Origin of the sequence: Geminocystis sp. NIES-3709 (genome assembly GCF_001548115.1) — a bacterium.
GTDB lineage: Bacteria > Cyanobacteriota > Cyanobacteriia > Cyanobacteriales > Cyanobacteriaceae > Geminocystis.
In genome coordinates this window covers 1132835-1154658 of record NZ_AP014821.1, presented here as the reverse complement: position 1 = coordinate 1154658, position 21824 = coordinate 1132835, and the positions used below count along the sequence as shown (strand labels likewise).

18 protein-coding genes and 1 pseudogene are annotated in these 21824 nt (G+C 32.4%); 14 read left to right on the top strand and 5 right to left on the bottom strand.

The window, feature by feature from the left end:
- Window positions 1–53 precede the first annotated feature (53 nt).
- From GM3709_RS20400 to GM3709_RS04920, 4 genes are all read left to right on the top strand, one after another.
- Entirely contained in the window at window positions 54–203 is a 150-nt protein-coding gene (locus GM3709_RS20400; RefSeq protein ID WP_158506701.1) for a hypothetical protein, read from the top strand.
- A 397-nt stretch (window positions 204–600) separates the two neighbouring features.
- Entirely contained in the window at window positions 601–1242 is a 642-nt protein-coding gene (locus tag GM3709_RS04930; protein ID WP_066116830.1) for a DUF3386 domain-containing protein, read from the top strand.
- Between the two features lie 155 nt (window positions 1243–1397).
- Window positions 1398–2900: an FAD-dependent oxidoreductase gene (locus tag GM3709_RS04925; protein ID WP_066116828.1), complete on the top strand. Its 1503-nt coding sequence runs from the start codon at window positions 1398–1400 to the stop codon at window positions 2898–2900.
- A gap of 91 nt (window positions 2901–2991) precedes the next feature.
- On the top strand, window positions 2992–3315 hold the full coding sequence (locus GM3709_RS04920; RefSeq protein ID WP_173645702.1) for a hypothetical protein: 324 nt from the start codon (window positions 2992–2994) through the stop codon (window positions 3313–3315).
- 130 nt (window positions 3316–3445) lie between these two features.
- On the opposite strand, the gene GM3709_RS04915 is transcribed toward GM3709_RS04920, so the two are convergent.
- Window positions 3446–4096 carry a TVP38/TMEM64 family protein gene (locus GM3709_RS04915; RefSeq protein ID WP_231937616.1) on the bottom strand — a complete coding sequence of 217 codons (651 nt, stop codon included), beginning with the start codon at window positions 4094–4096 and terminating at the stop codon, window positions 3446–3448.
- 150 nt (window positions 4097–4246) lie between these two features.
- Between GM3709_RS04915 and urtA the strand changes: the two genes are divergently transcribed.
- Both urtA and GM3709_RS04905 read left to right on the top strand, forming a co-directional pair.
- Window positions 4247–5560 carry an urea ABC transporter substrate-binding protein gene (gene urtA / locus GM3709_RS04910; protein WP_066116826.1) on the top strand — a complete coding sequence of 438 codons (1314 nt, stop codon included), beginning with the start codon at window positions 4247–4249 and terminating at the stop codon, window positions 5558–5560.
- A gap of 392 nt (window positions 5561–5952) precedes the next feature.
- A complete protein-coding gene (locus GM3709_RS04905) occupies window positions 5953–6765 on the top strand; it encodes a carbon dioxide-concentrating mechanism protein CcmK (protein WP_066116823.1) in 813 nt (270 codons plus the stop codon).
- Window positions 6766–6875: 110 nt separating this feature from the next.
- Here GM3709_RS04905 and hemB read toward each other — a convergent pair whose 3' ends face one another.
- Window positions 6876–7868, bottom strand: a complete 993-nt coding sequence (gene hemB, locus GM3709_RS04900; protein ID WP_066116821.1) for a porphobilinogen synthase — start codon at window positions 7866–7868, stop codon at window positions 6876–6878.
- Between the two features lie 268 nt (window positions 7869–8136).
- Between hemB and GM3709_RS04895 the strand changes: the two genes are divergently transcribed.
- The 4 genes and pseudogenes from GM3709_RS04895 (at window position 8137) to arsJ (ending at window position 12658) form a co-directional block, all read left to right on the top strand.
- Window positions 8137–8643, top strand: coding sequence for a hypothetical protein (locus GM3709_RS04895; protein ID WP_066121744.1), 507 nt, complete (start codon window positions 8137–8139; stop codon window positions 8641–8643).
- 227 nt (window positions 8644–8870) lie between these two features.
- A pseudogene (locus GM3709_RS18935) lies at window positions 8871–10010 on the top strand (IS630 family transposase).
- Window positions 10011–10295: 285 nt separating this feature from the next.
- Complete coding sequence (locus GM3709_RS04880) at window positions 10296–11297, top strand: ArsJ-associated glyceraldehyde-3-phosphate dehydrogenase (protein ID WP_066116816.1); 1002 nt, start codon at window positions 10296–10298, stop codon at window positions 11295–11297.
- Between the two features lie 125 nt (window positions 11298–11422).
- Complete coding sequence (gene arsJ, locus GM3709_RS04875) at window positions 11423–12658, top strand: organoarsenical effux MFS transporter ArsJ (protein ID WP_066116814.1); 1236 nt, start codon at window positions 11423–11425, stop codon at window positions 12656–12658.
- A 162-nt stretch (window positions 12659–12820) separates the two neighbouring features.
- Here the strand turns inward: arsJ and GM3709_RS04870 are convergent, their stop codons facing one another.
- Window positions 12821–13768: an ABC transporter ATP-binding protein gene (locus GM3709_RS04870; protein WP_066116812.1), complete on the bottom strand. Its 948-nt coding sequence runs from the start codon at window positions 13766–13768 to the stop codon at window positions 12821–12823.
- A 412-nt stretch (window positions 13769–14180) separates the two neighbouring features.
- Between GM3709_RS04870 and GM3709_RS04865 the strand changes: the two genes are divergently transcribed.
- Window positions 14181–15590 (top strand): cell wall metabolism sensor histidine kinase WalK, encoded by a 1410-nt coding sequence (locus tag GM3709_RS04865; RefSeq protein ID WP_066116810.1) that lies wholly within the window; start codon window positions 14181–14183, stop codon window positions 15588–15590.
- Window positions 15591–15655: 65 nt separating this feature from the next.
- Here the strand turns inward: GM3709_RS04865 and GM3709_RS04860 are convergent, their stop codons facing one another.
- The gene (locus GM3709_RS04860; RefSeq protein ID WP_396229703.1) at window positions 15656–16459 is read right to left on the bottom strand and encodes an ABC transporter permease; all 804 of its coding nucleotides are present in this window, start codon (window positions 16457–16459) and stop codon (window positions 15656–15658) included.
- A 293-nt stretch (window positions 16460–16752) separates the two neighbouring features.
- The gene (locus tag GM3709_RS04855) at window positions 16753–18072 is read right to left on the bottom strand and encodes a GTP-binding protein (RefSeq protein WP_066116807.1); all 1320 of its coding nucleotides are present in this window, start codon (window positions 18070–18072) and stop codon (window positions 16753–16755) included.
- A 125-nt stretch (window positions 18073–18197) separates the two neighbouring features.
- On the opposite strand from GM3709_RS04855, the gene GM3709_RS04850 reads away from it, so the two are divergent.
- The 3 genes from GM3709_RS04850 to GM3709_RS04840 all read left to right on the top strand — a co-directional run bounded on the left by GM3709_RS04850 (window position 18198) and on the right by GM3709_RS04840 (window position 21643).
- Window positions 18198–18425, top strand: a complete 228-nt coding sequence (locus tag GM3709_RS04850) for a DNA-directed RNA polymerase subunit omega (protein WP_066116805.1) — start codon at window positions 18198–18200, stop codon at window positions 18423–18425.
- The gene (locus tag GM3709_RS04845) at window positions 18418–19035 is read left to right on the top strand and encodes a hypothetical protein (RefSeq protein ID WP_066116803.1); all 618 of its coding nucleotides are present in this window, start codon (window positions 18418–18420) and stop codon (window positions 19033–19035) included. Before GM3709_RS04850 ends, GM3709_RS04845 begins: the two co-directional genes overlap by 8 nt.
- A 124-nt stretch (window positions 19036–19159) precedes the next feature.
- On the top strand, window positions 19160–21643 hold the full coding sequence (locus GM3709_RS04840) for a CHAT domain-containing protein (protein ID WP_066116801.1): 2484 nt from the start codon (window positions 19160–19162) through the stop codon (window positions 21641–21643).
- Window positions 21644–21824: the final 181 nt, after the last annotated feature.

Sequence of the window (21824 nt, the reverse complement as noted above, 5' to 3'; positions counted from 1 at the left end):
TAATGCCAATTAATAAATAATAATCATTGGGTTTCCTTATTAGGTGACGAATTATGTCTAAATTTATTCAAAGAATTACTATTCTAAGTATAGTATTAATGGCGGCTTATCCTGCTCATGATTTTATGAGAAATTTTGCTCAAGAAAGAATAGCTAGAGTACAAAACACTAATTATAATTTTTCTCGTTATTTACGTTCTTAACTATAAAAAAATATCTATAATAATTTTATTTGAGGGGTTACTGATTCAGGCTATGAATTTTAATTTTATAACTTTTTACTAATTTTTGAATTACTCAAAAAATAAAATAAATTTAGTTTTCATATCTTGATTCACCAAAGTTGACAAAAAACACTCATTTTTAAAAGAATTCTGTTGCTTGCCGCTATATCAAACATCTCAATTGTCTTAGTAAGAAGGTAAGTTAAATGCGTCTTAGATTATCTAATTAATAATCTTCGTAACATAGAAAATAATTTATCTGTAAAATCTTAAGTTACATAAAAAGATTTGATGTACAAGATGTACAATGAAAAAAAGCTAATAATTAATAACTTAGTTCCTAATATTATATTAAATAAACATCGTAAAACAAAAAATGACACTAACACTTACAGCAGAAGAGCTTTTTCGATTGGCTTACGAAAATCGTTATACTTGGGATAAGAATTTTCCGGGCTATACCTGTGACATTACCTTAAAAAATTCTCAAGGTACTTATACTGCTAAGGGCGAAATTAAATCCAATTTAGAGTTTGGGATTTCAGAAATAGAAGATGAGTTAGCCAAAAAAGCAATTCATGGACAATTATGGGAAATAACTATTCACCGAGTTAATCATAGTTTCGAGAAAAGTCACGGTGAAAATACTTTTACCTTTGGTACAAAAGATGACAACGGTGCGATCGAAATCATTGTCGGTGGTGCTGGACAAGGCAACAAATATAAAGTACATAATAATACAGTATCTTTTGTGTATCGTAAAATCGGTAACTCGATCGTAGCTATTAATACTTTTGACATTCTTAACACCGATGAGGGTTATCTGTCTCAGGGTTATGATTCTATTTACCTAGATATTGAAACTAAACAACCCAAAGGGAATAAAACGGTTTTTCATGACACCTTTGAAAAAATTGACGGTTATTATATTCTCACAAATCGTCGCATTACCGGTGAAGAAAATGGACAACCCACTATCACCGAATATCAATTTTCTAATATAGTTTTAAACAGATAACGGACTTTAGTTATTGAGAGGTTTTAGGAGTTAGGTTAGAAATTTTATGTCAACTACAATTAGAAATAACTATCAAAATTGAATGTCATTTGTCATTTGTTAATCACAACTAATGATGAAGGGCGATTCTTCCCTCACTTATTAATTTATCCGTAATGTCAGGAAACAAGAAAATCGTTGTAATTGGTGCCGGTTGGGCTGGTTTAGGTGCAACTTATCATCTGGTTAAGCAAGGCTATGATGTAACTTTGTTAGAAGCATCCCCCTATGCTGGTGGATTAGTCGCAGGATGGAAAACCCCTCAAGGAAGAAGTGTCGAAGCTGGAATACATGGTTTTTGGTATCCTTATCAAAATATTTTTCGTTTAGTAAGAGAATTGAAATTACATCCTTTTACCCCTTTTACCCGCTCAAATCAATACTCTCCTTTTGGTTTAGAAACATCATCCCCCATTTTTCAAGAAAAACCCTTGTTACCTTCTCCTTTAGGTACTTTTCTTTATCCAGAATTTTACCGTTTACCTTTGCTCGATCGAATTTCTGCATTACCATTAATGTATGCTTTGATAGATTTTGATAACTCTCATGAAGCATGGCAAAGATACGATAAAGTAACAGCAAGAGAATTATTTAGACAATATGGGGTATCAGAAAGATTATATCGAGAATCTTTTGAACCTATGCTCTTAGTTGGTTTGTTCGCCCCCGGAGAGCAATGTAGTGCGGCGGCTGCTTTAGGAATGCTATATTATTTTATTCTTGCCCATCAACCTAATTTTGATGTAGTCTGGTGTCGTGGTACAGTGGGAGAAAAAATTTTTCAGCCTTGGGTAGAAAAAATCAGTGAATTGGGGGGCAAAATTCTCACAAATAAAAAAGTAACTGATATTCTTCTCGACAAAGAAGGAAAAGCCACAGGTGTTGTGTGCCAAGAAGAAGTTTTCGAGGCAGAAGCCGTGATTTCCGGACTAAGTGTGGCAGGAATCAAAAAAATTGTCAATAATAGTGCTAATTTGAATAAATATCAAGAATTTCGTAACTTAAATAACTTAAGCTCGATCGATGTATTAGCAGTTAGATTATGGTTTAATAAGCGGATAAATATTCCCTTACCTTCTAATGCTTGTTTTGGTTTTGATGCAACTACGGGTTGGACATTTTTTGATCTTAATACTCTTCATGATAAATATAGGGAAGAAGAAGGAAGCGTGATTGAGGTTGATTTTTATCATGCCAATCAATTATTATCAATGAGTGACGAAGCAATTATCAACAAAATACATCGAGATTTAACAACCTGTATTCCTGACTTTGGCAATGCAGAGATTATTGATTTTAGTGTAGTAAGAGTATCTCAAGGAGTCACCCATTTCGCTCCCGGAAGCTATCAACATCTATTGAGAGTAAATACAAGTATTCCTAACTTATTTATGGGAGGTGACTGGATTATAACTGATCATGGTTCATGGTCTCAAGAAAAAGCCTACGTTACGGGTTTAGAAGCCGCCAACGAAACAATAAAATACTTTGATAAAGGCAAACAAGCAAATATAATTCCCGTAGAAAAAGATGAACCTCATATCGAAATAGGGCGCACAATTAATAAAAATATTAGTACTCTAAGTCAGAGTTTTTTACCTGATTTTTGGCTACCATAATAATCAATAAGTTTGTAAAGAAGACTAGAGTTTTTTATTATTATAAATCCTAAAAAGACATACTATAAATATTTAATAGTTTAATCAAATTATGTTTAGTAAAAATAATCCAGAAAAACAAGTCAATAATCCTCAAGTCCAAGATCTAATTATTAAAAATAATCCCGAATCTATGACTCCTGAATTGCCAAATGAACAACAGTCGATCCTAAAATTGGTAGAAAAAATTAGTAGTATTTTATCTCCTTATTTTATCGTTATTGTTGGCTTATATTTATACGATAATAACTTTTTATTTGGTTCGATTTTAATATTAGTGGGTATTCTTTCCTTACTTAAAATTTCCTATGAAGACATTTGGGAATGGATAGATAAAATTAAGAATCTTTTTAGTGAAAATAATAAATTAGGATAATATAGAGTGGGCATTGCCCACATTTAAGATTAAACTTTTTATATAAATTAAGGTATAAAAAATCTCGAATAAAATTTATAGTTTAGTATCTATAATCAATTTTTATTTTAATTTTGTAAAAGCGATATTTTTAAGTGTTCTTTTTTTTGTACCATGTAGCGATACCAACTAATAATCCAATTAAACCTAGAGAAATAGTCATAGTTAACATATCTCCTTTACTTATTGAAGAAAATCCTGCACCCATCATAACAAAAGGCAAAATACCTGGAATTGTACCGAAAATTGTACCGAAAAAATAGTCTTTTTCTTTAACTGATGTTAAACCAGCACTAAAATTAACTATACCATAAGGAATAAGAGGTAATAAACGAATCGCAAAAATATAACCCATACCTCCTTTTTTTATCTCTTTATCTAATTTTTGTAGATGAATCCCAAATCTTTTTTTAACCCAATTTCTACCTAAATATCTTGCATAAGCAAAACTTACTACTCCTGCGATTATAGCACCGATCGAAGTCCAAAGAAGTCCCCACCAAAAACCAAAAATTAAACCTCCACTTAAATTTAAAGGAGTAGAAGGCACAAGTAAAATAGTGGCTAAAATGTAGAGAAAAATATAAATTATCGGGGCAAATATTCCTAATTTTGTTAAAATATTATTTAATAATTGAGGATCAATACCTCCCATGAAAAAGATGGTAATTCCAGAAATTATTATACAAATTAAGGTTAAAACAATTAACTGATTTTTCACAACTAAACTTATTTTTTTCACAAATCGATCGAAAACTAAAATCTTTTAAAAAAATAGTTACATCTTTACTACTAACAGCAAACAAAAAAAAGTATCCTAGGATACAAAATTTCATTAACCTTATCTTTACCATGAGTAAGTCTAACACAGAAAAATAGCAAGAATTAAATCATGTCCAGACTTGGTAGAAGAAAATTTCTCTTATACGGTTCAGCGACTTTAGGTACGAGTTTATTATTGAAAGCCTGTGCTGATGCTCCTCCCCCGGCGGATGATACGGCTACCACCACAACTCCCACAGAAACTCCCCCCCCCAGTGGAGATACGATTAAAGTGGGGATTTTACACTCCTTGAGCGGTACGATGGCAATTAGTGAAACTAGCGTAGTTGATGCCGAAAAATTGGCTATCAAAGAAATTAATGCTTCTGGAGGTGTTTTAGGTAAACAAATAGAAGCCATTGTGGAAGATGGCCAGTCGAACTGGGATACTTTTGCAGAAAAAGCGAATAAATTAATAGATCAAGATAAAGTAGCTACAGTGTTCGGTTGTTGGACATCTGCTAGTCGTAAAGCAGTATTACCAGTGTTTGAGTCCAAAAATCATATGCTCTGGTATCCTGTACAATACGAAGGTCAAGAATGTTCAAAAAACATATTTTACACTGGAGCCGCACCTAATCAACAAATTGAACCAGCAGTAGATTGGTTATTAGAAAACAAAGGTAAAGAATTTTTCTTAGTCGGTTCAGACTATGTTTTCCCTCGTACTGCAAACACAATTATTAAAGCTCAATTAGAAGCTAAAGGCGGTAAAGTTGTAGGAGAAGATTATTTACCATTAGGAAATACTGAAGTTACCCCTATTATTACTAAACTTAAAAGCGCTTTACCCAATGGAGGAGTAATTTTTAATAGTCTTAACGGTGACAGTAACGTCGCTTTCTTCAAACAGATTCAGGCCGCCGGTTTAACCCCCGATAAATACCCTGTTATGTCCGTTAGTATTGCCGAAGAAGAAGTACAACAAATTGGTGTTGAGTATCTTAAAGGACATTATGCCGCATGGAACTATTTTCAAACTGTTGAGAGTCCTGAAAATACGAAATTCGTGGAGGCTTTCAAAGCAGAATATGGTCAAGATCGAGTCGTTAATGATCCCATGGAAGCGGCTTATACTATGGTATATCTTTGGAAACAAGCGGTTGAAGCAGCCGGTGGTGTCGATGATATAGAAAAAGTAAGAATGGCTGCTGTCGGACAAGAATTTGCTGCACCTCATGGAGCCGTTAAAATGCTACCGAATCATCACATTTCTAAAACTGTTCGTATTGGACAAGTCAGAGATGATGGATTGTTTGACATTGTATATGCTACTGATGGCCCTCTTGATGCTGTACCTTGGAACCAATTTGTAGCAGAAACGAAAGGTTATTCTTGTGATTGGACTGATCCTGCTAAGGGTGGTAAATTTAAAGTAAGTTAGTCGAAAGAGAAGGGGTATAGGTGGACAGGGTCAAAATGCCGTAGGTAAAGTGTAGAATAACAAATTTTTAATTTTCCATAGTTGAAAGAATTTAAAACCTTCATTTTATTTATGTACTTCACCACCGGATAAAATCGATTATTGCCTAAAGCCGAAATCCTTTCTCCTATTTTCAATTATTAATTCAATATCTTCAAAAATTTAAAATAAAATCAATTTAGGGGAATAAATCATCAATTACGATCGTTATTCCCTGTTTTTTTCTATCTATTTTCCTCCTTTACTGGAATCCTCTATTGTTAATTACTCAGAATCAATGTATGATTGAAGAATAGCTAAGATTAAGAAAATCTTAACTGTTTTGTTTTAATCTACATTTTTCGTTACCCTTCATGAGACATAGGCATATAAGTCCCGATAGCGCTCTTGGTTTAGTTTCTACCTACAGTTTCCCTGCGATCGTAGGTACAGCTGATATGATGTTAAAATCGGCGGAGGTGATGCTAGTAGGCTACGAAAAAATTGGAGCGGGTCATTGTACTGCGATTGTGCGAGGAAATATTGCAGATGTACGTTTAGCAGTGGAAGAAGGGGCGAAAATGGCCGAGCAAATAGGACAATTACATACTAAATTAGTTATTGCCCGTCCAATGCCCAATTTAGAAGCAATATTTCCTATTGGTAGTCGTTTAGTGGAGATGGCACAAAAACAACGAGGTTATAGTCGATTAAGTAACCGATCGATCGGCCTAATTGAAACGAAAGGATTTCCTGCCATGGTGGGCGCAGCAGATGCTATGCTAAAATCTGCGGATGTACAATTAGCTTCCTATGAAACGATCGGGGCTGGATTATGTACTGCTATTATAAGAGGATCTGTGGCTAATGTGGCAGTGGCGATCGAAGCAGGAATGGCAGAAGCCGAAAGAATTGGTGAATTAAACTCAGTGATGATTATTCCTCGTTTATTGGAAGATTTAGAACATACTTTACCTGTAGCTAGTTATTGGTTAGATCAACAAGAAAAAGAACAACCTTTACCAATATTTACCACTCAACAACGAACTCAACAACGACGCAAATTAGTAGCATTACCTGAGTTAGAAAAAATCCCCCTCACTTTTGAAACAAGAGAGAAGGTACAACAGAAAGCTGAGCTAGAATCAGTTTTGGAATTACCATCTAATAACGAAGAAGATGTATAAGAGGATTGAATTATCAAAGGTGAAACTTTTATTTTTTTCCCCTTAAAAAGGGGAGGGTTTAAACCCTGAATGGATCAATTGTCAATTGATAATTTTTATCTTGATACTGACTAAAAAGTGACTTCGTTTAACCAACGCACAGCATCTTTAGCGTGATAAGTTAAAATCAAATCTGCCCCAGCACGTTTAAAACTGGTTAAAGTTTCAAGGGTTACTTTTTTCTCGTCTATCCAACCGTTAAGCGCTGCCGCTTTTATCATTGAATATTCCCCTGATACGTTATAGGCGGCTACGGGTAAATTAGTTATTTCCTTAACACGCCAAATTATATCCATATAGGACAAAGCTGGTTTTACCATCAACATATCTGCACCTTCAGCTATGTCTAATTCCACTTCTTTGAGGGCTTCAATGGCGTTGCCGGGGTTCATCTGATAAGTTCGACGATCGCCATGACTAGGGGCAGATTCGGCGGCATCTCGGAAGGGGCCATAATAAGCAGATGCATATTTGGCGGCATAGGAAAGAATTGGGGTGTTTTCAAAACCAGCCTCGTCTAAAGCCTCACGAATGGAAGTAACAAAACCATCCATCATACCGGAAGGGGCGATAATATCTGCCCCCGCTTTGGCTTGGGAAACAGCCGTTTTCTTGAGTAACTCAAGGGTAGGATCATTTAATACTCTTCCAGCTAAGTCTCCTACTTCTAAATAACCACAATGCCCATGAGGAGTATATTCACAAAGACAGGTATCGGCAATCACGATTAAATCGGGCACTGCTTCTTTGACGGCGGTAGCCGCTTTTTGAACGATTCCGCAATCGTGCCATGCACCGGTGGCATCATTATCTTTATCGGTGGGAATACCAAATAAGATAATAGCTGGAATACCTAAATCATAAACTTCTTTGGCTTCTTCAACAATTTTATCAACAGATAGTTGATATACTCCGGGCATGGATATTACTTCTTTGGCGATCGCATTTCCGGGTATGGCAAATAAGGGATAAATTAAATCATTAGCAGTTAATATGGTTTCTTGTACCATGCGTCGCAGTTGGGGATTTTGACGCAAACGACGGGGACGATTAATTGGAAACATAGTTAAATATTATAAGTTGATTAAATAATTACCATTTTCTTAGTTTAAGGCGATCGCCCTATTCTACCTAGTTCTTAGCAATATTTCGTTACGTTTATTCTGCATTATTCACTATTCATACCCTAGAGAGGCATTGAAAAAAAATAAAGTTTGTTTGATGATTGAATAGTAACGATAAATTATTAATGAAGTTTTTATTCTCATGGAAAGTGTTAATAAGATTTTCACTTGGGGCGGAGAGTTAAAAATCTTTAGGAGAAAATTAACAATGACATATCGAAAATTATCAACAATTAGTTTGGGTTTAATGGTTATTTTCGGGACAAGTTCAGAAAAAGTTTTAGCTCATGGTGTTTTAATTAATTATCATCCTAAAGAAGCGATCGAAATTCAAGCCAAATTCGAGAATGGAAATCCCATGACAAATGCTCAAGTAGTGATTTATTCTCCTAATAATCCAAATCAACCTTGGTTAACTTCTACTACTGATGACGAAGGAAAATTAATGTTTTTTCCTGATTATTCCCAAAAAGGAGATTGGACTGTTAAAGTGAGATCGGCAGGCCATGGTGATGTTCTTAATATCCCGATCGAGTTATCATCTAGTAATCCACAACCAGAAAATTCTTCTTCACCTTCAGAAAATAAAAACATCGTTAAATCTCAACCTGAATCCCTACATTCATCTCCCACAATGAAGCAAAAATTAATGATGGCATTAACAGGTGTTTGGGGTTTTGTCGGTACAGCCTTATTCTTTTCTCGAAAAAAATAAAAAATAAAATATAAAATATAGCGTTTCTCATGGTTACGAGGTACAAAAATAAAATTCAAGTTTCTCTGATTAAAAGATTTGAGCGTACCTCATAAGGATAGAAATTGCTATAAATGGTTAATGGTGGATAATTTAATTTAGTGGGTAAGCTAAGACGCATTGATTTGGTATATAATTTAAGTCAAAAAAGATAAAACTTAGGTGTGATTTATGCCTTCTAAAAATTTTTGTCAGAGGAAGAAAGAAAGTATCTACAAGATGCTTTAAAAATAGAAAAGAGATCGGAAGTCAGGGAAAGAATTTTAATATTTTTATTAGAGAATGATGGTAAAAATTATCAAGAAATAGCAGTTTTTTTGGGTTGTTCCCCCAAAACGGTGGCTTACTGGGCAGTTCATGGTAATCCTAATAATGTAGATTCATTGCAAGATAAAAGAAGAAAAGGAAACCAAACAAAAGCAACGGATAAATATATTGAAAGATTATTAGAAGTAGTTGATAAAAATCCTGAAGATTTTGGATATGATTTTGGTCGATGGACGGGGCAAAGATTATCAGAACATTTGGAAAAAGAAACAGGAATTAAATTAAGCAAATCACAAGTAGTGAGGATATTAAAAAGAAAAAAGTATAGTTATATTTGGGGAAAATATAGTTTAGAAGACAAACAAAATCAAGAACAAAGAAAAGCATTTAAAGAAAAATTAGAACATTACATAGAAATAGGTAAAGAGAATCCTGAGTTAGTTCAAGTATGGTTTTGGGATGGGGCGTTTAAAGTGGCGAACTAAATTCGCCACACAGCCCCTCATGAATGTGGTTTTAGTTTAAGGGTGATAAGAAGAAAAACATGGACGAAAAAAGGAAAAAGAAAAAAGGTGAAGGGAGAAAGAAGAAGAGGAAGAGTAAATATCATGGGAGGAATAAGATATTCGGATAAAAAAAGAAGATGTTTTGTAATAAAAAAAGGTGATTCAGAAACGTTTTGTGAACAATTAAAAAAGTTATGGGAAGAAATAAAAAATGAATGGGTAAGTAAGGGAAATGATGAAAAAGATTTTAAAGAATGTGGTCCGAAAATAATCATAATATTAGACAACGCAAGTTTCCATAAAAAAAAGGAAATAGTAGAAAAAATAGAAAAAAATCTACCGAATATAAGACTAGAATATTTACCGGTATATAGTCCAGATTATAACTTAATAGAATTAGTGTGGCATTCGGCAAAGGAATATATAGCTTATAGAAACTTTGAAAATAAAGAACAGCTAGAAAAAACAGTAAATTACTTATTAAATGAAGGAGGTTTAGTAATTAATTGGAGTAAAAAATTTAAGAATAAGGGTGAATTAATCAATGTAAGTTAAATGCGTCTTAGCTTAAGAGACACTTTTGCTATTAGCTATTTAATAAATTACACGGTGGATTATTGGTTAATTCCTAATTCCTCATTATCTGTCTTAACCGTTTCTTAAACCAAGTTTTCTTGATTTGATGATAGAATCGAACTGTCAAAATAAGTTGTTAAGTAAATAAATTTTTTACTAAGAAAGATTTAGAGCTAGGATTTTTATTGATTATCGATCGATAATTATCCAGTTTTATAAAACAACTTTTCTTGTTATGTTTATCAATCAAGGAAATTATATTCTATGCGTATCGGTATTAACGGATTTGGGAGAATCGGCAGACTGGCATTAAGGGCTGGTTGGGAGAATCCTGATTTAGAATTTGTACATATCAACGAGATAAAAGGAGGAGTAGTCACATCTGCACATTTAATCGAATTTGACTCGGTACATGGGCGTTGGCAAAAATCTATTAAAGTACGAGAAGATAATCTTTGTATTGAAGACAAAGTACTTAGTTTCAGTGAATATAGTACCCCTCAAGAAGTACCTTGGGCAGATTTAGGAGTTGATTTAGTTATTGAAAGTTCAGGAAAATTTCGCACTCCTGACACTTTAAATCCCTATTTTGAATGTGGTGTTAAAAAAGTTGTGGTAGCCGCACCCGTTAAGGAAGAAGCTCTTAATATTGTGGTAGGCATTAATGATCATCTCTACAACCCCGATAAACATCACCTTTTAACGGCGGCTTCTTGTACTACGAATTGTTTAGCTCCCGTTGTCAAAGTGATTCATGAGGGGTTAGGTATAAAACATGGTGTTATCACTACTATTCACGATGTTACTAATACACAAATTATCGTCGATGCACCTCATAAGGATTTACGCAGAGCAAGATCTTGTATCCAATCTTTAATCCCAACTACGACAGGATCAGCTACCGCTATCGCTATGATATATCCTGAGTTGAAGGGAAAATTAAATGGAGTGGCAGTAAGAGTACCCATGTTAAATGCTTCTTTAACTGATTGTGTTTTTGAAGTTGATCGTACAACTACTGTAGAAGAAGTAAATAGTTTATTAAAAGAAGCCTCTGAAGGGGAATTAAAGGACATTTTGGGCTATGAGGAATTGCCTTTAGTTTCGATCGACTACAAAGATGATCCTCGATCGTCCATTATTGATGCACTTTCTACTATGGTCATAGATGGCACTCAAGTCAAGATTTTAGCATGGTATGACAACGAATGGGGTTATTCTAATCGTCTCATAGAATTAGTCGCCAAAATTAGCAATTTAGGCTAGTGCAATAGCAAATAGATATTTAATGTCGTAAAGATGCAAAGGCATAACAGTAAAACAACACATTCAAAATGTAGATTAAGCAAGAGAAATTTTCTGTAATTAATACCTAATACCGAAGAACTTTTATGGATAAAAATTTACGCAATTATGCCCTAGTAACGTCCGCTTATTGGGGTTACACTATTACTGATGGTGCATTAAGAATGCTAGTTTTATTGCACTTTAATAAACTTGGTTTTACTCCGATCGAAATTGCTTTTTTATTTTTATTTTACGAAATTTTTGGCATAATTACTAACTTTTTAGGCGGTTGGATAGGCTCTCAATTTGGGTTAAGATTAACTCTTTATGGCGGTATTGGTTTACAAATTTTTGCCCTTGTCATGTTAGGAGTAATTAACTTTGAATGGGCAGTTTGGTTTCAAGTTTTATACGTCATGACTTCTCAGGCATTTTCTGGAGTTGCTAAAGACTTAACCAAGATGAGCTCTAAAAGTGCTGTGCGTTTAGTTGTACCAAAAGAGCAAGAATCAAAACTTTTTAAATGGGTAGCAATTCTAACAGGCTCAAAAAATGCTCTTAAAGGTTTAGGTTTTTTTGTTGGTGCATTTTTATTAGAAGTATTTGGCTTTAAAAACGCTTTATTTATTCAAGCATCGGTTTTATTTATCATCTTTTTAAGTGGTAGATTTTTACCGAAAAATTTGGGCAAAATTAAAGCTAAAATTAAATTTAAACAGTTATTTTCTAAGAGTAAAGCCATTAATATTTTATCCTTAGCCAGATTTTTCTTATTTGGTGCGAGGGATATTTGGTTTGTGGTGGCGTTGCCTGTATTTTTACGCACAAATTTAGGTTGGACTTTTATTCAAGTCGGTACTTATATGGCTTGTTGGGTAATTGGTTACGGTATAATTCAGTCTTTTTCTCCCACTATTTTACGGCAAAATCAAGCAGGAAAAGCACCTCAAGCGCGTACTATTCAAATTTGGACTTCTATTCTAACCATTGTACCAGTCTCGATCGCAGTTGCTTTTATGGCAGGATTAAATCCACAAATCGTCATTACTGGGGGATTAATTATCTTTGGTATTGTCTTTGCTTTCAACTCGGCAGTACATTCTTATCTCGTGTTAGCCTACACCGAAGATGATGATGTCGCCTTAAATGTTGGGTTTTACTATATGGCAAATTCTGGTGGACGTTTATTAGGTACAATTACCTCAGGGGTTGTATTTCAAATGGGGGGCATCGAATCCTGTTTATGGATTTCTAGCTTTTTTGTCTTCATAGCGGCTTTAGTATCCTTTAAGTTACCACCTATTAAAAGTACCCCATTACAAATTGCTAAAAACATATAATTTAACAGTGAAATATTATACACCACAATCTTTGAATTAGATTTTCAATCATCACAACCAAGCTAAAACCTATAAAAGTGGCATAGTTTAATCTGAGTAAAAAAACTGATGAAATTCTTACCTATTGCTTCCCCTTACTATTCTACTTCTATACCTCCTAGCTTAAGATACTTGTTTATGTCCTAACCGTAAGAAAATACTTTCTAAATCTTCCTGTTGACAATGAAAATCGTTGATGGGGATACCCGCCTCAATTAAACTTTTTAACAAGTTAGCAGAGTTTTCTGTGTTACCAGTAAATTCAACTTTAATTTGTCCGTGAGGTAATTTTTCCCATGCTTTGACTGTATCCCAGTTTTTCAATTCTGCTTCTAATTTATCATCTTCTCCCAAAATACTGATCATGATTTGTTGACGACTAAGACGACTATATAAATTTTGTAAGGTAGTATTTTCGACTAAACATCCTAATTCCATAATTCCGACGGCATTACATAATTCTGCTAAGTCTGACAATACATGAGAGGATATGATAATTGTCATACCTGTTTGTTGTAAAGTTTTTATACTTTCTCGAAAATCCATTCTTGCGATCGGATCTAATCCAGAAACGGGCTCATCTAAGAGTAAAATAGTCGGTAGATGAATAACTGTCCTTGCTAAACTTAATCTTTGTTTCATTCCTCTGGAAAGAGTTGCAATTAAAGCATTACGTTTAGATTCAAGGTTGACTAACTCCAGTACTTCTTGAATTCTTTGATGGCGCTGAGGTTGTTTAAGATTATATAGTCGGGCAAAATATTCTAAATAATCAATTACTGTCAAGTCGTCATATAAAGGGAAGTCGTCGGGTAAATAACCTATATGCTGTTTAAGATGTTGATTGCTTTCATCAAGAAGTAGTCGATCGCCATTCAGATAAATTTCTCCTTTGGTGGGATTTTCTGCCGCCGCTAACATCCGAATTAGAGTGGTTTTTCCTGCACCATTAGGGCCTATTAAACCATAAATATCCCTTTTTTTTACTTGTAAATCCACATCATTAACAGCGATATGTCTTTCAAATCGTTTAGTTAATCCTACGGTTTCGATCGCTGATTCAAAATTCATATAATAGTTAAGTGTGGTGAGATTATCTAATTATTTTACATTTTTAATAAGATAACATACTTCTAATTTATTATTTTTATTACTAAAGCTATGAATATTTTAGACAATTATTACCTCAGTTAGACACAAAATTTATGGATAAGGACAAGGTATTAGGTATTAATTGTTAGATATTAGGTAAATAATTGATGAAAAACCATTAACAATTGATTTTACTTAGGATTATTTCATTAAATAATTAAACAAATTTGGCAAAATTAACAATTCGCTATCAAGCCTAAAGCCTAAAACCTAGCCACATCAAAGATTTTTTTCATCGAATTCAGGTATTCTTATATGTTTAGCTTATTTTCAGGAAAATATCAGTTTAGTGAGATTTAATGAATAAGAAGGAGTCGTTATTAACATAATAATGTTATACAAAATTTTGCCTAATTTATCTAATATTCAATTTAATCATTTTAATTCTTTAAAAATTCGCCTTACTTTTGGAATTGCTTTATTATCAGCTTTAGGATTAGGTAGTGTTGCTTTGTGGATGAATTGGAAAATGGAAAATTTACTAATGACTACCCATAAACAAACTGTTAATTATGTGGCTAATCGTTTTCCCCATGATGTAGAAATTTATAGTGAAATGGTTTCTTTAGAAATGGGCATTCAAAAAACTATTAACAATTTATCTGATCATAAAAATATTTATTGGTTTCAAGATAATAATAAAAAAATTATAGCTAAATCTCTGATTTTTTCTCCTCAATTAACTACTATTAATAATATTAATTCTATTCCAAAAGTCATCAATATAGATAATCAATATTGGATTATTTGTGGTATGCCTTTAAATATTAATAACAAATTATTAGGTCATTTATATATTGCTCAAAATATTAGTAATGAAAAAGTTTTATTTGCTCATTTAATCAATAGTTTAACGATCGCTAATATTATGGCTATTACTATTATGATTATAGCAATAGTTTTATATATTTCTTATTCATTAAAACCTTTAGAAAAAATTTGCACTGTAGCTGAAAATATCTCGGCAGATAAACTAAAAGAAGTATCAATTAATTTTCATAACACTCCTAATGAAGTAAAAAAATTGGCTGAAAGTTTGGAAAAAATGTTAATAAGATTAGGTGAAAGTTGGGAAAATCAACAACAATTATTAAGCAATGTTTCTCATGAATTAAGAACTCCTTTAACAATTGTATCTGGTTATTTACAAAGTACTTTAAGACGAGGAGATAATCTAACTTCTATACAAAAAGAGGCTTTATCAGTAGCCGTATCAGAAGCCGATCGTACGGTACAATTATTAGAAGATTTATTAGACTTAGCAAGAGCCGATAATGGTAATATTCAAATGAAAATGGAAATAATAATAGTGAACGATTTAATAAGAGAAATTATTGCTATAGCAGAGCAATATAGTGGTAGAAAAATTAATTTAACAGAAGAAAATTGCGATATAAAAATCAAAGTAGATCAAAATCGCTTCAAACAAATTTGTCTTAACTTAATTGATAATGCTATTAAATATTCTTCTAAAGATACTGAAATTGATATAAAATTAAAAAGAAATAAATCAGCAATAATTGAAATTATCGATCGAGGAATTGGCATTCCTTTAGCTTTACAAAATAAAATTTTTGAGCGTTTTTATCGAGTAGATGAAGCTAGAAATAGACAAACAGGAGGTACTGGTTTAGGACTTGCGATCGTCAAAACTTTAGTAAGTACAATGGATGGTAAAATTACTTTAATTTCTCAACCAGAAAAAGGTAGTATCTTTACCCTTACTTTTCCCTCGATATAGCAAATAGAAATCAACTTTAATAGATGATTTTTCCTCAATCCTCTTATTTTTCTGAATGAAGATACCTATTTATTACTGGGATTAAATAACTCACTCAATCCCTCACCTAATAAAGATAAACCAGTTACCATGGTAGTCATAGCCAATCCCGGAAATAAAGCAGTCCACCAAATTCCAGTAGGTAAAGCATCTAAAGCGAGTTTTAAATCATATCCCCATTCTGGCACATCTTCAGGTAATCCTAATCCTAAAAACCCCAAACCTCCTAAAATTAAAATAGCATCAGCCGCATTAAGAGTAAATAAAACAGGTACACTTTGGATGACATTAAAAAATAAGTATTTCGATAAAATTCTAGCAGGTGATGCCCCCATTGCCTTCGCCGCTTCAATATATAACTCTGTTTTAACGCTAGTGGTATGATTACGCACCACTCGATAATATTGAGGTATATAAGAAATTGATAAAGCTAAGGCGGCGTTAATAACTCCTCTACCTACAACAAAAGCAAGGGTGACGGATAATAATAATCCGGGAAGAGTGTAAATAGTATCCATTAAAAAGAGTAAAATTTTATCAGTTTTACCTCCAAAATAACCACTAATTAATCCTAACGGTACGCCAATAATTAAACTAAAAGATGTTGCTAATAAAACAACTTTTAAAGCGGCTTGAGATCCAAAAATTGTACGAGAGAAAACATCATAACCTTGACTACTTGTACCAAAAAAATATTTAGCATTAGGTGCTTGATGAATGGGATTTTTTAATGATTCTAATGGATCTTGAATTAAGCCTATATTTTGTAATAATGGTGCAGAAAAAGCTAGAAAAATAAAAATAATAGTTATAGTAAAACCCACCAACATTAATATATTAGATAGTGATTGAAAGCTATTTTTTTTTAGATATATTTTATTAGAAATCATAAAAAAGGTTTCAGAAAGGGTGTTAGGTTAAATTAAAACTGTCAATTTATAACAAACTTATTTTAAAATTTTTATGAGCTATATTTTGCGATCGTTATAAAAGCTATTTTGTCTGAATTTATCATAACTACTGTGAAAAAGCCATCGTTTTCGATAATAAAACTTTGTACCATGAGGGGCTTTGCAAGAAATTATAATATCTTTATGGTTCACCATTTATCTTAAAATAACTATTAAATAAGACGAGAAACGATCGAATCAGGAGGCATTTGAGCGATAATTTCACTAATAATGGTATCAACACCAGAGTTACCCCATGTACAACCATTCTCTAGGTAAATTTGAGCCGTTTTCCCTACTAAATATGAACCATAACCGGCCATTGTACCTTGTGCTAAAGCAGTTGTGGCTAAAGTGGTAAAACTAGCGGGATTTTCCCATAAACTATTGATAGCATAGCTAGTTTTTGCCCATCCTAATACTATCATGGTGCCAATTTCTGTTAATAATAATCCACCACAACTTTTAACAATAGTTTGCCATAAATTTCCAGCTTCGTAGCTAGTAATGGGTAAACCGTATAATCGGGCTAAAGCACGAATCATGGTTAAATCCGTGATTAATCCTCCTATTAAATCAAGAAATATGAAGGGGTTTACTGCTACAATTAAGGCTTTATATTTAGCATATCGCCAGATAATATCTTCTGCTTCTTTACTTCTAATTTGGATAGTTTTACGAGCAATATTTTTTTGAGCAATTCTCGCTTGATTCAAAGAATTTAAAGCTAACAATGCTTTTCCTTCTCTGTTAAGAATGGTTAAAATTTTTTGTTGTAATGACTCAATATTAGGAGACAAATATTCTAATTCTTCTTTAATCTTACCATTAGGTAATTCTATTCGTAAGTTAATAGGTTGAGGCTCTGCTGAAACTAATACAATTTCATCAGGAGAAAACAGGGGTTTTTTTGTTTGATTACTTAATTGTTGTAGCTGTTGATAGATAGAATTTAAGTCAGTTTCTGGATATAAATCAATTTTATTAAAGACTAAAATAAGAGGTTTTTGCCATTGACGCAATTCTAACAACGCTAGATATTCGGTGCGCGTAATATCTCCTGCAATGACAAACAAAATTAAATCGGATTGTTGACTAATTTCTTTTGCCATATTAGCCCTAATTTCTCCATCAATTTCATCTAATCCAGGAGTGTCTATTAACTCAATTTGTATTTTTCCTGTAGGAGGAGTCCAACGTATAGATTTAGGCCATTTTGTTACCCCATTTATCGGCCCTGTTGTTAAAATTTTTTGCCCTAATAAAGCATTAATAACAGAAGATTTACCCCGACTAACTAAACCAAAAGCAGATATTTTAATTACTTTTTCTTCTAATTTTTCTGCTGCCGTTTTTAATATTCTTAAGTCATCTCTTACGGCATTTTGTAATTCTAAATTGGGGGGATAATTCCAATGACGTTTTTTACTAGAATACCATGCGATCGACTGTTGCAGACTATTATGAGCGAGGGAATATAGAGAAGTTGCCATTTGACAAAGAATTAATTGAGAGTTGATCGTTGATATTTAATATACACTGTTTTCATAGCCAACATTTTGCTTACAGAGGAAGATTAGGATATAATTAGACATCGAAACTTGATGATAATATAAGAATGCTGAAGAAAAATAGCTTTGATTCCAGTCAAATAATGTTTCGCAGTGATGAGTTGATGAGTGCCGCTTCTAATCGTTATAAGATTACTGTAGCCGTTGCTAAAAGAGCGAAACAAAGAAGAAAAGAAGACTTTGAAAATATAGAAGAGGTGATGAAACCTGTCCTCAGAGCTATTATAGAAATGTCTGATGAACTTACTCAACCTGAAATTATTAGTGATGACTAATATTAGAATATTATGGCAAGAAAAGTGGTTGAATTTTTCCTTATTTTTGACTGCTTTTCTTTTAGTTAATTATCTTGGTACATCTCCTTTTATCTCTCAATTATTAGGGGAGAAAGATTCAAACTATCTTTTGGTTTTTGCTCAAAGTATTTCCCCTGAAAAAGTTGCAACGGAAGTATATCAACAAATACCAGATTTGCCTTTGGAAAATAATTATACCAGCATCACCAATAGTCAACAAGCGATCGAAAATACCTTAGTTAGTCGTATGGTTCGCTATCATCAATATATTAAAGCACGACCTACCACTTTTCGTCTTGATTGGAAGTTAACTCTGGCGGATTATCTTGGTAAAAATGAAATTATCGATGAGCAACGTTACCCGGGTAATAGTACTTTAACACAAAATCCCTTTGAACTCGATCGAGCAATCATTCAAAAGCTAACCATGCAACAACGAGATAAATTAGTCAATGTGTTAGTGAGTATTTATAATCCGACAGAAGAAACGACACCAGAAGATAAACCCTCCAAAAATCCTGAGAATAACAATTCTCCTCCTGTTTTTGTTTTACCTACTAGGGGGGGAGCGGATTTACTATCGCCATAACATTCAACAATTGACAATTATCTATCCCTAGAAGAAAGAAGATTAAATTGTCATTAGAAAAGCAATGTAAGAATTTTACCATTAGAAAAAAATTAACTACAAGTATCCACTATTAACTATTAACATGGGTAAATTAATTCTTTTCAAGATAGAATCAGGTAGTTTTGTTAATGGTTTTCATGTGAGTTTGCAAATTTGTGAAGATAATCCCGATGGTATTACCCATCCTTTTACTACTGTCATGGGAAAACTTCCTCCTTGTCAACCCATTACTCTCCATTATCAGCAATGGCAAGAAAGTTATCGGAGTTTGCATCAACAAGTAAGGTTAGGATCTTCTAAGCAACAGATTACTCGCATTACAAATAGTTGTCAAGTATCTGCTTCTCAACTCAAGAAAACTTTAAAAAATTGGTATCATTGTGAAATAGAATCTTTTGGTAAAATTAGGGAAAAATTGTTAACGGAATTAGACACTCAAGAATCTGTCAGACTTTTGATTCAAACTAATATTAAAGAGTTACGTTTTCTTCCTTGGCATTTATTTTTTGATTCTTTTCTTAATTTATATCATAAAGCAGAATTAGCTATCGCACCTGTCGAATATACAACTTTAAATACTCACTTAAAAGAAAGTTCTCAAATTAAAATTTTAGCGATTTTTGGTAACAGTGAAGGAATTAATTTAAAACCAGATCAAGAAGTATTAACTAATTTACAAAAAGCAGAAATAATTACCTTAAATAATCCTAATCGAGAAGATTTATTTTATCATCTTTATGAGCATGAATGGGATTTACTTTTTTTTGCCGGACATAGTGGTAAAAATCCAGAAACTTGGCAGGGTAATTTATATCTAAATGAAGAAGATATTATCACCATTGAAGAATTTAATCACGCCTTAAAACAAGCAATTCAAAAAGGTTTAAAATTGGCTATTTTTAATTCCTGTGATGGCTTGGGATTAGCACAAGATTTAGTTGCATTACATTTATCTCAAATAATCGTCATGGGAGAAATGATACCAGATAAGGTTGCTCATGTTTTTATTAAGGAATTTTTAGAGAGTTTTGCTGACAATCAACCTTTATATTTAGCTGTCAGACAAGCAAGAGAAAAATTACAACTCCTCGAAACTGAATTTCCTTGTGCCACTTGGTTGCCAATTATTTGTCAAAATCCCGCCAGTTTACCTTTGACTTGGCAAAATTTACAGGGTTTAGACTTTAATCCTCCTCCTCCTGTTTCTTTTTCAAAAAATCCTCCTAACTTTACTCATCTAGTTTTAGAGACTTCGATCGAACATACTCAACTCACAGTAGAATACAACTCTCTGATCAATTGTAATGTAGAAGTTTTAGTTAATTACACTGATATTGATTTATCCATGAGTGAAGACATCTCCCGAATGTTGTTGACAAAAGGAGGTAAAACTATTCATAAAGAATTAGAAAAAAGGAAAATAAAACAATTAGGACAAATTTTAACTACTTCGGGAGGAAAATTAAAAGCAGAGGCTATTTTTCATACTGTAATTTATGATTATCAGCAAATAGAATTAACAGATTTAAACTTAGTTAAGACTATCATTAATCGTTGCTTGACTTTAGCTGATAGTAGTGGTTTTTCTTCTCTTGCTTTTCCTATTTTTCTTCCTATCAATTCTCTTTTATCTATTGAACAAATTGCGATCGTATTTGCTCAAGAAATTATTAATTATCTTCATGGAGATACTAATTTACGTCAAATTAAGCTAATTTTACAAAATACTTTTAATTTATCAAAAAATATCTTAGATGAACGTTTAAGTCGATTTTATGGACAATTTAAAGAATTTTTAGAGTTGAATACAGATCTCAATCATCGTCATACTTTATTAGAAGAATTAAAGGATATTTATCATCAAAGAAAAATGAACTCATCGGTAAATATTTTAAATCTTTATCAAGAATATTTACATCAGTTTAAGAAAGATTGGATTAAAAATAAACTAGACAAAAATAAAAATAAATTAAACGTTAATTATCATAATTCTTTAGAAGAAATTACTAAAAAAATTAGCTCTAATCAAGACAATAAATTTGAAAATGTTGTTACCTCTTTATATCAAAATTATCATGAAAAAGCTGGTCAAATTTGGCAAGAATTAATCAATCTTGATGATGAGAAAGAAATTATTTTTTTATTAGAAAAATTAGACATTGATATAGATGGTTTTGCGTGGATAAATGATCAATATGAATTAGCTATTACTAGCAGACTTGCTAAACAAAAAAAAGTTAATGAGATGTTTCAAAATGAAGTTGAAGAATTAAAAAAAGGACAGGATTTATTACAGCAAAGATTATTAAATTTACATCAACAAAAAATCTTAAATAAAAAAGAAGAAGGAAATGAAAGAAGTTTAATATTTAGAGAATATCCTAAGATAAATATTAAGATTAAACCTGAAGAATTACCCCCTGAATATCGCACAGAAAAAGTAACTTATACACCAGATAAAAAAGCCTTAAAAGATGCAAGTAATCAAGGTATTGATATTAGTAAAATAGCTGAAATCGATCGAAATATCAAAGTTAAATTTGGTTTTAAAACAATTAATAATTAACATCAATATCACCTAGGGTGAACCACAAAACTATCGGTAAAGAGAGGGAAAAGATAATAAAGAATAGGGAAAAGTGATAATAATTGATTCAAAACTATAAAAAATTGATTTATTTCAATTGTTTGTTAAATTTAATCCCTCCGATTTGTATTTCATCAGTTTTTACTACTAAGAATATGCA